Source organism: Stutzerimonas zhaodongensis (assembly GCF_003696365.1).
Classification (GTDB): Bacteria; Pseudomonadota; Gammaproteobacteria; order Pseudomonadales; family Pseudomonadaceae; genus Stutzerimonas; species Stutzerimonas zhaodongensis.
Genome location: NZ_RFFM01000007.1, coordinates 82,388 through 96,082, shown reverse-complemented (window position 1 = coordinate 96,082; position 13,695 = coordinate 82,388). Strand labels below are relative to the sequence as shown.

Annotated in this window: 10 protein-coding genes and 1 pseudogene; 3 read left to right on the top strand and 8 right to left on the bottom strand. The window is 58.2% G+C overall.

The genetic code is table 11. From position 1 onward, the window contains the following. Position 1: 1 nt before the first annotated feature. Positions 2-1,705, bottom strand: coding sequence for a type IV-A pilus assembly ATPase PilB (gene pilB / locus EA797_RS19540; RefSeq protein WP_122168303.1), 1,704 nt, complete (start codon positions 1,703-1,705; stop codon positions 2-4). Positions 1,706-1,932: 227 nt separating this feature from the next. Here pilB and EA797_RS19535 point away from each other — a divergent pair, with 227 nt between their 5' ends. Together EA797_RS19535 and EA797_RS19530 are read left to right on the top strand one after the other, a co-directional pair. Continuing rightward, positions 1,933-2,373: a pilin gene (locus EA797_RS19535; protein WP_122168429.1), complete on the top strand. Its 441-nt coding sequence runs from the start codon at positions 1,933-1,935 to the stop codon at positions 2,371-2,373. A 568-nt stretch (positions 2,374-2,941) separates the two neighbouring features. Further along, positions 2,942-3,494: pseudogene (locus tag EA797_RS19530) on the top strand (REP-associated tyrosine transposase). Between the two features lie 239 nt (positions 3,495-3,733). Here EA797_RS19530 and cysN read toward each other — a convergent pair. The 3 genes from cysN to EA797_RS19515 form a co-directional block, all read right to left on the bottom strand. Continuing rightward, positions 3,734-5,632 carry a sulfate adenylyltransferase subunit CysN gene (gene cysN / locus EA797_RS19525; RefSeq protein WP_122168301.1) on the bottom strand — a complete coding sequence of 633 codons (1,899 nt, stop codon included), beginning with the start codon at positions 5,630-5,632 and terminating at the stop codon, positions 3,734-3,736. Between the two features lie 12 nt (positions 5,633-5,644). Further along, on the bottom strand, positions 5,645-6,562 hold the full coding sequence (gene cysD, locus EA797_RS19520; RefSeq protein ID WP_122168299.1) for a sulfate adenylyltransferase subunit CysD: 918 nt from the start codon (positions 6,560-6,562) through the stop codon (positions 5,645-5,647). A gap of 175 nt (positions 6,563-6,737) precedes the next feature. Beyond that, positions 6,738-7,496 (bottom strand): Nif3-like dinuclear metal center hexameric protein, encoded by a 759-nt coding sequence (locus EA797_RS19515; RefSeq protein WP_122168297.1) that lies wholly within the window; start codon positions 7,494-7,496, stop codon positions 6,738-6,740. Between the two features lie 216 nt (positions 7,497-7,712). Here EA797_RS19515 and algW point away from each other — a divergent pair, with 216 nt between their 5' ends. Next, positions 7,713-8,870: a Do family serine endopeptidase AlgW gene (gene algW / locus EA797_RS19510; RefSeq protein ID WP_122168295.1), complete on the top strand. Its 1,158-nt coding sequence runs from the start codon at positions 7,713-7,715 to the stop codon at positions 8,868-8,870. Positions 8,871-8,983: 113 nt separating this feature from the next. On the opposite strand, the gene hisC is transcribed toward algW, so the two are convergent. The 4 genes from hisC to murA all read right to left on the bottom strand — a co-directional run bounded on the left by hisC (position 8,984) and on the right by murA (position 13,643). Further along, positions 8,984-10,054 carry a histidinol-phosphate transaminase gene (gene hisC, locus EA797_RS19505; RefSeq protein ID WP_122168293.1) on the bottom strand — a complete coding sequence of 357 codons (1,071 nt, stop codon included), beginning with the start codon at positions 10,052-10,054 and terminating at the stop codon, positions 8,984-8,986. Between the two features lie 138 nt (positions 10,055-10,192). Beyond that, a complete protein-coding gene (hisD, locus tag EA797_RS19500) occupies positions 10,193-11,503 on the bottom strand; it encodes a histidinol dehydrogenase (protein ID WP_122168291.1) in 1,311 nt (436 codons plus the stop codon). 129 nt (positions 11,504-11,632) lie between these two features. Continuing rightward, positions 11,633-12,262, bottom strand: a complete 630-nt coding sequence (hisG, locus tag EA797_RS19495; protein ID WP_122168289.1) for an ATP phosphoribosyltransferase — start codon at positions 12,260-12,262, stop codon at positions 11,633-11,635. 115 nt (positions 12,263-12,377) lie between these two features. Then, complete coding sequence (murA, locus tag EA797_RS19490; RefSeq protein ID WP_122168287.1) at positions 12,378-13,643, bottom strand: UDP-N-acetylglucosamine 1-carboxyvinyltransferase; 1,266 nt, start codon at positions 13,641-13,643, stop codon at positions 12,378-12,380. Positions 13,644-13,695 lie beyond the last annotated feature (52 nt).

The window sequence follows — 13,695 nt, the reverse complement described above, 5'->3', positions numbered from 1 at the left end:
GTTAGTCCTTGGTCACCCGGTTGACTTCTTCCAGGCTGGTCACGCCCTGCATGGCTTTAACTAGAGCCGAAGTACGCAGATCGTTGAAGCCGTCTTTACGCATCTGGGTGGAAATGTCGATGGAGTTGCCGTCTTCCATGATAATCCTGGCCAGTGCCGGCGTGTTTTTAACCACTTCATAAATACCGACACGGCCTTTGTATCCGCCTTTACAATTTTCGCAGCCTATCGGACCGTAAATCTTGAAGCTTCCGACCTTATCGGCAGGGAAGCCCTCTTCCAGTAGAGCCTCACGGGGCAAATCTACTTCTTTCTTGCAGCTGTTACAGAGCTTTCGCGCCAATCTTTGAGCAATGATCAGGTTCACAGAGGTCGCGATGTTGAAGGCTGCCACCCCCATGTTGCGCAGGCGAGTCAGCGTTTCCGCAGCGCTGTTTGTGTGCAGCGTCGACATCACCATATGGCCTGTCTGCGCCGCCTTAATGGCGATCTCGGCTGTTTCCAAGTCGCGAATCTCGCCGACCATGATGATGTCCGGATCCTGACGCAGAAACGCGCGTAATGCCTGGGAGAAATCCATTCCTTGACGCGGATTGACGTTGACCTGATTGATGCCCTCAAGATTGATCTCGACAGGGTCTTCAGCGGTCGAGATGTTCACATCCACCGTGTTGAGGATGTTGAGGCCGGTGTAAAGGGATACCGTCTTGCCCGAACCCGTCGGCCCGGTCACGAGGATCATGCCCTGCGGTTGCTTGAGGGCATTCATGTAGAGCTCTTTCTGGTCCTCTTCGTAGCCCAGCGCATCGATACCCATTTGTGCACTGGAGGGGTCAAGAATCCGCATCACGATCTTTTCGCCCCACAAGGTCGGCAAGGTGTTAACACGGAAGTCGATGGCCTTTGTCTTGGACAGTTTCATCTTGATCCGACCGTCCTGCGGCTTGCGACGCTCGGATATGTCCAGCCCCGCCATTACCTTGAGACGCGCAGAGATGCGAGGCGCCAGTTGAATCGGTGGGCGTGCAACCTCGTGCAGAATGCCATCGGTCCGCAGCCGTACGCGAAATGCTTTCTCATAAGGTTCGAAATGCAGGTCAGATGAGCCACCACGAATGGCGTCGAGCAGCATTTTATTGACGAAGCGCACGACCGGGGCGTCGTCCGCCGCCTCGCCGCCCTCCTCATTTTTTCCATCATCGCTGACTGTCTCGACATCCACGCCATCCAGATCGACCTCACCCAGGTCTTCTAGTCCAGTCGTGCCGCTGTCATACAGCTTGTCAATTGCATCGCCAAGTTTGTCGTCCTCGACTAGGATCGATTCGATCGATAGCCCGGAGCTGAACTGTATGTCGGTGATCGCCTGATGATTGGCAGGGTCCGAAATAGCGACATATAACTTTGTACCGCGCTTGGAGAGCGGCAAGACACGGTGCTGCCTCGCCAGCTTCTCGCTGACTAACTCTTTAGGCAGCGACTCCTTGTCAAGCGCAGCAAGGTCCAGCAAGGCCACGCCGAACTGGTCAGAAGCGAGTTCCGCCACGGCACGGCCTTTGGCCAACTTGTTCTGAACGACATAGGTAACCAACGACAGCTTGTTACGTGCTGCCTGCTGTTGCGCTTGCTGCGCCGTCTTGTCGTCTAGTAGACCGGTCAGCACCATCTGCTTGGCGAGGCCGGATAGGGCAATATTGTCAGTCATGGGCATGGTTTCCCCGTATTAATGCCACGCCTTATAGCGCAGATAGCAGAGGGTGCCAAACGGCGTCTAGCATGGTGACGAATATTGTCAGAAGGGCGCGAATCCAGGCAGCGTGCATGGTTCACATTGCTGTGCGGGACCGCGGAAATCGTGGGCTGGAAAAGTTGGCACGCCGGCTGCATCAGGAAGAGCAGGCTCAACTGCCTGAACATTTCAAGGAGAAACACATGAAAGCTCAGATGCAAAAAGGTTTTACTCTGATTGAACTGATGATCGTTGTGGCGATTATCGGCATTTTGGCTGCAGTGGCATTGCCCGCTTATCAAAACTACACCAAGAAAGCTGCCTACACTGAGGTGATCGGCGCGATGGCGCCATACAAGCTGGCTGTTGACCTTTGCTATGTGGACGCGGCTGGCGCTGACTTCGCAACCAAAATTGCGACCTGTGATGCCGGAGTTGGCGGTATTCCCGCTGTACCTGCTGCGAGTACAGATAAAGCCTTCAACTCACTCACCTTGGCAGACGGCGTGATTGTGGCGACCCCAAACGCCTACAAAGGCATTGCAACAACTGAAACTTGCACACTGACACCGACAGCAAAAGGTGAAGCTCTACAATGGACTTACAGCGGAAACTGTCTGTCTGCCGGTTATGTTAAGAACTAACACGGTAAGGCGGATCAATTCGTAAGATGGATTAGCGAAGCGTAATCCGTCGCTCATCAAAATCGCTCCGCCATTGCAAACTAAACGCCTCGCCTTCGTGCGGGGCGTTTTGCCGTTTGCGGGCCGCCGATACGGTGAATCGTCTTCCGTAAGAGGGTATCGCCAGAGGCGCTTCCATCGCTTCCCGCGGATGGGCCACGTCTTCCAAACACTGAAATTGCTCCGTGCTTCTCGATCGTCGGAATACGCATTCGGCTACGCCCGGTACGGCGGATCACTTTTCGTATGATGGAATCGCCGGAGGCGCTTCCGTCGGTTACCGCGAACTGCTGCATCCACCACCCAACGTCGCAACCGCACCCACCCACCCACCCACCCACCCATTTGAACGTCGGATTACGCCTTCGGCTAATCCAACCTAATATGGCTGGGCACCCGGTAAGCCGCACCGCTTTCGTAGGATGGAATCGCCGAAGGCGCTTCCGTCGTTTACCGCGAATCGGGGCACATCGCCTGTGAATGATCCCGCCTACACTTCGGGCTCATTCCAAACGTCGGAGAGGCAAGGATGCCTAATTATCGTCGAGCAATCGTGCCCCAGGCGAGCTGGTTTTTTACTGTGAACCTATTGCAACGGCGCAACAACGATCTGCTGGTACGGCATATCGATGTGCTGCGCGCTTCCGTCCGGCGCGTGCATAGGCTGCATCCCTTTACCATCGACGCCTGGGTGGTGCTGCCCGAGCATATGCATTGTGTCTGGACACTGCCGCCGGCTGACGCGGCCTACTCTCTGCGTTGGCGGTTGATCAAAACTTTCTTCTCCCGCTCGTTGCCCGCTGATGAATATCGGTCAGCAGTGCGCCTGCAGAGAGGGGAGCGCGGCATCTGGCAGCGGCGCTATTGGGAGCACCTCATCCGCAGCGAAGATGACTTCCAACGGCACGTCGACTACGTATACGTTAACCCGCTCAAGCCTGGCTTGGTTCAGCGGGTGGGGGATTGGCCCTATTCGAGCTTTCATCGTCGTTCGCGCTGGCCTGTACCCTGCCGACTGGGCGGGTGACACGAAGCTCTTGCTGCCCGGAAACGATCGCAGTATCGCGGGTCGATTTTCGTAGGATGGAATCGCCAGAGGCGCTTCACTCGTTTACCACGAGTCGACTGCACCTGTCTCCCTAACACCGCAACTTCTCCCACCACCTGAACGTCGGATTACGCCTTCGGCTAATCCAACCTACGTTGGCTGCATCGCAAATCGCCGGATCGCTGGGCAGCACAAATCGGCGAAGCGCTTCTTGGTGCTGCGTTCAAACAAAAACGCCCTGCATAAGCAGGGCATTTGATGTCACACGGTTGCCTAAATTACGCCGCGTTTGCGCAAGAAGTCGATGACCAGCTTAGCCCCCTCTTCCACCGTCAGCGACTCGGTATCAATCACCACATCAGTATTCCCGGGCACATCGTAGGGGAAGGATTCACCCGGGATATTGTCCCCACCTGCCGCATACAGTCCCTGGGGATCGCGCTGCTGGCAGGTATGTGGTGAAGCCTGAACGTAGACGGTAATGGTCCGGTCAGTCCCGATCAACGCCTTGGCCTGTTCGCGGCCTTCGGCATCCGGCGCGACGAAGGCTGCCAATGTAATCAGGCCAGCCTCGTTGAACTGACGCGCCACATGCGCGGCGCGGCGCCAGTTTTCGGTACGGCCGGCGCGGTCCTGCGGTAGGCCCTTATTCAAGTCGTGCCGAAGGTTCTGGCCGTCCAGTACGTACACCGCACGGCCCATGTCGAACAACTTACGTTCAATTGCATAGGCCAACGTGCTCTTGCCTGCTCCGGACAGACCAGTGAACAGTACGGTAGCGGGCTGCTGGCCGAAACGGCTTGCCCGCTCTTCGGTCGATACGTGAGCCAGCGCGCCATGGTGACCCGAGGTGCCATGGGCGACCGGGTCGGCGATGATCATGCCCGCGCCAACTGTGCCATTGGTGAGGCGGTCAATGATGATGAAGGAACCGGTGGTGCGGTTCTGCGCATAGCCATCCAGTGCAATCGGGGCGTCGAGGCTGACTTTGACCCGGCCGATCTCGTTGAGCTGCAGGCTGCTCGCAGCACCATGCTCCAGGGTGTTCACATCGATACGATGCGTAATGCTGGCGATGGAGCCAGGCACATAGCTGGTGGCGCGCTTGATGTCGTATTTCTTGCCCGGCAGCATCGGTTCCTCAGCCATCCAAACCAGCATGGCGTCGAAACCGTCAGTGATGCGTGGCTGGTTGTCGGCGTGTACCAGCATGTCGCCGCGTGACACGTCGATCTCATCTTCCAGGGTCAGCGTTATAGCTTCGCCTGGCGTGGCCTGCTCCAGCTCGCCATCATAGGTGACGATGGATTTTACGGTGCTGCGCTTACCGGATGGCAGTACGACGACCTCGTCGCCCTTGCGCACGACCCCGCTGGCGAGCGTGCCGGCAAAGCCGCGGAAGTTGAGGTTGGGGCGGTTGACGTATTGCACGGGGAAGCGCAGGTCATCGAAGTTGCGGTCGCCAGCGATCTCGACGCTTTCGAGGATCTCCATCAGCGACTGCCCGTCATACCAGGGCGCCCGCTCGGAACGATTGACTACGTTGTCGCCCTTCAATGCCGACATCGGCACGAAGTACAGCGACGAAGGCTTGAGCTCGATGCGGTCAGCGAAAGCCAGGTAGTCGGCCTTGATTCGCTCGAACACTGACTGGTCGAAGTCCATCAGGTCCATTTTGTTGATGGCAACGACGATGTGCTTGATGCCCAGCAGCGAGGTGATGAAGCTGTGGCGCTTGGTCTGGGTCTGCACGCCATAGCGGGCGTCGACCAGGATGATCGCCAGGTCGCAGGTGGATGCGCCGGTGGCCATGTTGCGCGTGTACTGCTCATGGCCGGGTGTGTCGGCGATGATGAACTTGCGCTTGGCAGTGGAGAAATAGCGGTAGGCGACATCGATGGTGATGCCCTGCTCGCGCTCGGCCTGCAGGCCGTCAACCAGCAGCGCCAGGTCAACGTCATCGCCCGTGGTGCCTGACTTCTTCGAGTCGCGGGTGATGGCTTCGAGGTGATCTTCATAGATCATCTTCGAGTCGTGCAGCAGGCGGCCGATCAAGGTGCTCTTGCCGTCGTCGACGTTGCCGCAGGTGAGAAAGCGCAGCAGCTCTTTGCGTTCGTGCTGGGCCAGGTACGCGAGGATGTCCTCGCTGATCAAATCAGACTGATGAGACATGGTGCGGAATCCTTAGAAGTAGCCCTGACGTTTCTTTTCTTCCATCGAACCTGCGCCATCATGGTCGATGACGCGGCCCTGACGTTCGGAAGTACGCGTCAGGAGCATTTCCTGGATGATCTCCGGAAGGCTGGTAGCCGTGGACTCCACCGCGCCGGTCAGCGGGTAGCAGCCAAGGGTACGGAAGCGGACCATACGCTTCTCGATGCGGCCTTTTTCCTCATCACTGAGGTGCTCGAGGATGCGATCGTCATCGATCATGATCAAGGTGCCGTTCTTCTCGATGACTTCTCGCTCTGCTGCGAAGTACAACGGCACGATAGGGATCTGCTCGAGATAGATGTACTGCCAGATATCCAGCTCGGTCCAGTTCGACAGTGGGAAGACCCGAATGGACTCGCCTTTCTTCACGTTGCCGTTATAGACGTTCCAGAGTTCAGGACGCTGGTTCTTGGGGTCCCAGCGATGTTTGCTGTCGCGGAAGGAGTACACGCGCTCCTTGGCGCGGGACTTCTCTTCGTCACGCCGAGCGCCACCGAACGCCGCATCGAAACCATGCTTGTCCAGTGCCTGCTTCAAGCCCTCGGTCTTCATGATGTCGGTGTGCTTGGCGCTGCCGTGCGTGAAGGGGTTGATGTTCTGCGCCACACCGTCCGGATTGATGTGCGTGATCAAGTCCAGATCCATCTCGGTGACCATCTTCTCGCGGAAGCGGTACATTTCTTGGAATTTCCAACGCGTGTCGACATGCATCACGGGAAACGGCAAACGACCGGGAAAAAAAGCCTTGCGCGCCAGATGCAGCATCACGGCCGAATCCTTGCCGATGGAATAGAGCATCACCGGATTATCGAATTCGGCGGCCACCTCACGGATGATGTGGATGCTTTCCGCCTCCAGCTGTTTCAGATGCGTCAGTTTGTCGACCATGGCTACTCACGAATTTGCAGGTGGACGGCCGGCTCAGCCGGAACGAGGGCGCAACTTTAACACGGCACAAAATTCTAATCAGGACGCTACTTAGATCTAAATGCTCTAGGTTTATGCCGTCGCAAAGGACATCACCAAGCTGAATACCCTCCTTCTAGCCCATTCCACAAATCCCTCAAGCCGGGTTTGGGCAATCGATGAAAAGGTGCTCAATCGCAAACCGCTTCGCCAGGTACTCACCCAAAGCTTGGACGCCGTAACGCTCGGTGGCGTGGTGCCCCGCGGCAAAGAAGCTAAGCCCATTTTCCCGCGCGATATGCACGGTAGGCTCCGATACCTCCCCGGTGAGGTAAGCATCTACACCAGCGGCGACAGCTTGCTCGATATACCCCTGAGCGCCGCCGGTGCACCAGGCGATGCGCTTGATTAGGTCAGGCCCTTCAATCATCAAGGGTTCACGCCCGAGCGAAGAACGAACTCGTTGCATGAAATCGGACGGCGACAGTGGCGGCTCCAGCGAGCCGACAAGTCCAACGGAGCGAGGGTTGTCTGGCTCCAGCGCGCCTTCTACAGTCAACCCCAGCACCCGCGCCAACTGAATGTTGTTGCCCACTTCGGGGTGCACATCGAGCGGCAGATGGTAGGCGAGCAGGCTGATGTCGTTGCTGAGCAACGTCTTCAGGCGCCGCTGCTTGATACCCACTACGCGTGGGTCTTCGTTCTTCCAGAAGTAACCGTGGTGCACGAGCACCACGTCAGCACGAGCCTCGACCGCTGCGTCTAGTAACGCCTGACTTGCGGTAACACCACTGACAATGCGCTGCACCTGCGGGCGGCCCTCTACCTGCAAACCGTTAGGGCAATAGTCAGCGATCTTCACGGCATTCAGATATCGGTCTGTTTCTTCGACCAGGGTAGTCAGCGCAACGGCCATGCAAGATCCTCTTGGTGAAATTCTAGATGCCTCAGGTCCGTCGAAAAGGCGGAAATCAACAGAAGCGGGCGGGCAAAGCGATGCGGATTAAGCCGCACGGCGCGTGCCGGACAGATTCGCGTTCGGCGAGGCTGCATTTCGCTACCAGCTTCGTATAATGCCGCCACCTTAAGGGCCGCTATCGCCCTCCGCAACTTGTCCGGATTCTCAACTGCGATGATCAATGCCCTGCGTTTTCTTGGCTGGCCGTTGCTTGTAGGCCTGTTGGTGGCCCTGCTGATCATTCAGCGCTACCCGCATCTGGTAGGCCTGGGCGGCGAGCCTGCTTACACCCTCCAACAAGCACCAGTGGTGGGCATACCTCAGCAAGGCCCTTACTCGTACGCTAACGCGGTGAGCAGCGCAGCGCCTGCCGTTGCCAACCTGTACACCACCAAGGTGATCGACAATTCGAGCAAGGCGCCCATGCTCAAGGATGACCCGTTGTTCCGGCGCTTCTATGGCGATAGCCTGCCGCGGCAACGCAGGATGGAGTCGAGCCTGGGTTCAGCGGTAATCATGAGTCCGGAAGGCTACCTGCTGACCAATAACCACGTGACCGCGAACGCGGAACAGATCGTCGTGGCGTTGCGCGACGGCCGGGAAACCCTCGCTCGGGTGATCGGCAGCGACCCCGAAACTGACCTTGCTGTGCTCAAGATAGATCTTGCGGACCTGCCCGCGATTACCATCGGCCAATCAGACGGTATCCGTATCGGCGACGTGACGCTGGCGATTGGCAACCCGTTCGGCGTGGGCCAGACGGTAACTATGGGCATCATCAGCGCGACCGGGCGCAACCAGCTGGGGCTCAACACGTACGAGGACTTCATTCAGACCGATGCGGCCATCAACCGAGGGAATTCCGGCGGCGCGCTGGTCGATACGGCCGGCCATCTGATCGGCATTAATACGGCAATCATCTCCGAATCGGGAGGCTCACAGGGCATTGGATTTGCGATCCCGGTGAAGCTGGCCATGGACGTGATGAAATCCATTGTCGATCACGGCCAGGTTATCCGCGGCTGGCTAGGCGTCGAGGTTCAATCGCTAACGCCGGAACTGGCGGAGTCTTTCGGCCAAGCCGGACGCCCAGGTATTGTGGTTGCAGGCGTCTACCGCGACGGCCCAGCCGAACGGGCAGGTCTGTTACCGGGCGATTTGATTCTCAGCATCGACGGCCACCAGGCAAGCGATGGCCGCAGCTCCATGAACCAGGTTGCCCGAGTGCGGCCGGGTGATGAGATCGATATCGACATCCTGCGTAACGGCAAGCCCATGACGTTGACGGCTGAGGTTGGAATGCGTCCACTGGTTGAGAAGGCGCCTAAGTAAGGCAGGTGGTGCTGGCGAAGCCTTCTAGGGTCGCTCACATTCTTAAATAGCCGCGCACCGTTTCGGCGTGATGCGCGGTCGTCAATCGAGCCAAGCAATACGCTATAAGCCACTCAGCTCTCAGGGGATGAGACAATCCCTCGCAGCGCATCAAGCAGCGCCTGATTCTGCTCCGGCGCTCCGATGGTTATCCTCAGGAACTGATCGATGCGCGGCTGCTTGAAGTGCCGCACGATAACGCCATGCTCGCGCAGACCTGCAGCAAGCTCAGCGGCGTCGCGTTGCGAATGACGGGCAAAGATGAAATTAGCTGCCGATGGCAACACCTCGAAGCCTAACTCCTGCAGCGCGCTGGACACGGATTCGCGACTGACGATCACTTGCTGGCGGCTCCGCTCGAAGTAGTCACGATCTTCGAACGCCGCCGCAGCGCCTGCAATGGCAACACGATCAAGCGGGTAGGAGTTGAAGCTGTTCTTGATGCGTTCCAGCGCTTCGATCAGATCCGGGTGGCCCACAGCTAGCCCCACGCGCAGCCCTGCCAGGGACCGAGACTTGGACAATGTCTGGGTGACCAGCAGGTTGGGGTAGCGATCTACTAGCGAGATCGCCGTCGTGCCGCCAAAGTCGATATACGCCTCATCGACCAGTACGACCGAATCGGTATTGGCCTGCAGAAGGCGCTCGATTGCGTCTAGGGCAAGGAGGCGGCCGGTCGGCGCATTTGGATTCGGAAAAATGATTCCCCCATTTGGCCGAGCGTAATCCGCAACATTGATCTGAAACTGCTCGTCCAGCGCTACAGCCTCGTAAGCGATGCCATACAGCCCGCAGTAAACCGGATAAAAGCTGTAACTCACGTCGGGAAACAACAATGGCTTTCCGTGCTGAAACAGGCCGTAAAAAGCATGGGCCAGCACTTCATCCGAGCCATTTCCGACAAACACCTGCGCCGGTTGCACGCCGTAATAATCAGCAACGGCTCGTTTCAGGCGCTCACCGTTTGGGTCGGGATACAGCCGAAGATTGTCGTTTAGCTCGGTCTGCATTGCAGCGATTGCCCGGGGCGACGGGCCGTAAGGATTTTCGTTGGTGTTGAGTTTGACCAAGTTGGTCAACTTGGGCTGCTCACCTGGCACATAGGGCACTAGGTCCTTGACGAAGGGGCTCCAGAATTTGCTCATCTGCCCTTCTCTCCTCAGAAATATTCGATTAGCCGCAGGTTAGTTGCAGTAGCGCGCACCTGACGGATGACGACGGTGAGCAAGACCTGCTCACCTGCTAGTGTCAGCAAAGCTGTAAGCACTAACGCGTGCCCGGCATTACTGTTTGATTCGGTACTCGGCGCTACGCGCGTGAGCCGTCAGCGACTCGCCGCGAGCCAGCACAGAAGCGATCTTGCCCAGTTCGGATGCGCCCTCGGCCGAACAATTGATGATCGACGAACGCTTCTGAAAATCGTAAACACCCAGCGGTGAAGAGAATCGCGCCGTGCCAGAGGTAGGCAACACATGATTGGGGCCCGCGCAGTAGTCGCCCAACGCCTCAGCGGTATAACGACCCATGAAAATCGCGCCCGCATGACGAATTTGCGGCAGCCACTGATCAGGATCTGCGACCGACAGCTCAAGGTGCTCAGGCGCAATGCGGTTGGCGACATCAATCGCCTGCTGCATATCGGCGACCTGAATCAGCGCGCCTCTGCCCAGGATCGACGCGCGGGCGATCTCGCTACGCTCGAGGCTTGGCAACAGGCGCGAAATGCTTTCAGCGACACGATCAAGAAACTCGGCGTCCGGGCTGACCAGAATCGACTGCGCGTCCTCGTCGTGCTCGGCCTGGGAGAACAGATCCATGGCGATCCAATCAGGGTCGGTCTTCCCGTCGCACACCACCAGTATCTCCGATGGTCCGGCGATCATATCGATGCCGACCTTGCCGAACACATGGCGCTTGGCCGTAGCGACATAGATATTGCCCGGCCCGACGATCTTGTCTACAGGCGGCACGCTCTCTGTGCCATAGGCCAGCGCGGCAACGGCCTGAGCGCCACCAATGGTGAACACTCGATCGACGCCGGCGATACAGGCTGCAGCCAGCACCAGTTCGTTGACTTCACCGCGAGGAGTGGGCACCACCATGACAACTTCCGGCACACCGGCAACCTTGGCAGGGATGGCGTTCATCAGTACCGATGACGGGTATGAAGCCTTGCCACCTGGCACGTACAGTCCTGCCCGATCAAGCGGGGTGACCTTTTGCCCAAGTACCGTGCCGTCAGCTTCGGTGTAACTCCAGGAGTCCTGCTTCTGCCTCTCGTGATAGACGCGTACACGCTCGGCTGCGGCTTCCAGCGCTTCGCGCTGCACCTGACTGATGCGTGTCAGCGCGAGCTCCAGGCGCTCGCGCGGCAGGATCAGATCGGCCATAGACGCAACCTCGAGGCCGTCGAAACGCTGGGTCAGCTCTACCAGTGCCGCGTCACCGCGCTCGCGTACGGCTTTGATGATATCCAGAACACGCTGATTGACGCCCTCATCGGACACGCTTTCCCAGCTCAGCAGGTGATCCAGATGTCGGGCGAACTCTGGATCAGCGGCATTGAGTCGGCGAATGTCGAGGGGAGCAGTCATGGCGGGCCTCATGGGAAATACGGACTGGCTGATTTCAGGCGCCCTAGATTAACAAGCCAACCGTGCGGGCACCTGAGAATTTAGGCTATGGCACGGATAGCGAGCCGGCAGTAAGCGGACCGGCTGAACTCAGGCTTGGTGTGAAATTGCACCTTGCAGCGCATCGATCAGCGCTTGAATACGCGCATGCTGCATTTTCATGGAGGCCTTGTTGACCACCAGCCGTGAACTGATCATGGCGATCAGCTCCTGCGGCTCCAGCCCGTTTGCCCGCAACGTGTTACCGGTGTCCACGACGTCTATGATCTTGTCGGCCAACCCCACCAGTGGTGCGAGCTCCATCGAGCCATATAGCTTGATGATGTCCACCTGGCGGCCTTGTTCGGCGTAATAGCGCTTGGCGACATTGACGAATTTGGTGGCAACCCGTAGACGCCCCTTGGGCTCTTCTGCGCCAACCTTTCCTGCCGTCATCAGCTTGCAATTGGCGATTTTCAGGTCAAGCGGCTCGTACAGGCCCTGACCGCCGTACTCCATCAGCACGTCTTTGCCCGCCACCCCCAGATCTGCAGCGCCATGCTCGACATAGGTCGGCACGTCCGTGGCGCGCACGATCAGCAAACGCACATCGTCCTGCGTGGTGGGAATGATCAGCTTGCGGCTTTTCTCAGGGTTTTCCGTGGGCACGATCCCGGCGGCTGCCAGCAGCGGCAGGGTATCGTCAAGAATGCGGCCTTTGGAAAGGGCAATGGTGAGCATGGACGTGGTTCCTTGAAGCCTGTTGATGGCGACCCTGGCGCAGGCGAGGGCCCCAGCGCCGTTATCAGCAAGAGCCGCCGGCTCTATGGCCGGCGGCTTCGACCCGTAGCGATGACTAGCCCGGTACGCGGCGGATCTTGGCGCCCAGCAACTGCAGCTTCTCTTCGATGCATTCATAACCACGGTCGATGTGGTAAATGCGATCGATCAGAGTGTCCCCCTCTGCAACAAGCCCAGCGATGACCAGACTTGCAGATGCACGGAGATCGGTCGCCATGACAGGAGCGCCTTTCAACCTGGATACGCCGGTCACGATGGCTGTGTTGCCTTCGACAAGGATCTGCGAACCCATGCGGTTCATTTCATAGACGTGCATGAAGCGGTTTTCGAACACTGTCTCGATGACCGTGCCGGTGCCTTCCGCTACGGCGTTCATGGCTATGAACTGCGCCTGCATATCGGTCGGGAAGGCGGGATAAGGCGCCGTGCGGACGTTCACTGCCTTCGGGCGATTGCCCTTCATATCCAGTTCGATCCAGTTACTGCCCGTGTCGATATATGCACCGGCTTCCTCTAGCTTGTGCAGCACCGCCTCAAGTAAGGTCGCGTCAGTGTCCTTGAGCTTCACACGGCCGCCAGTTGCCGCCGCAGCAACCAGATAGGTGCCCGTCTCGATACGGTCAGGCATGACGCTATAGCGACCACCACCCAATCGCTTTACACCATCGATGGTGATGGTGTCGGTACCTGCACCGGTAATCTGAGCACCCATGGCGTTTAGGAAGTTGGCCAAGTCCACCACTTCCGGCTCACGCGCCGCGTTCTCCAGCACGCTGCGGCCATTGGCGAGCGCCGCGGCCATCATGATGTTCTCGGTACCGGTCACACTGACGATATCGAAGAAGAAATGCGCTCCGCGCAGACCGCCAGCCGGTGCCTTGGCCTTTATGTAGCCGCCTTCCACGTCAATCTGCGCACCCATCGCTTCAAGACCACGAATATGCAGATCGACTGGCCGCGAACCAATGGCACACCCGCCGGGCAGGGCAACTTCTGCTTGGCCGAAGCGCGCAACCATCGGGCCGAGCACCAGGATCGAGGCGCGCATGGTCTTGACCAACTCGTACGGAGCCACAAGCGTCTGAATGCTGCTCGCATCGACTTCCACGCTGAGCTTTTCATCGATGACAGGCTGCACGCCCATGCGACCGAACAGCTCGATCATGGTGGTAATGTCGTGCAAGTGCGGCAAGTTGCAGACGGTGACTGGGGTATCGGCTAGCAGAGTGGCCGCCAGAATAGGCAGAGCGGAATTTTTTGCACCGGAGATGCGAATCTCGCCATTGAGGCGGGCACCGCCGGTAATAATCAATTTATCCATGGATATTCCCGTAACACGCAGGCTCGAAGCACTGGCGATGAGGAGCCGACAC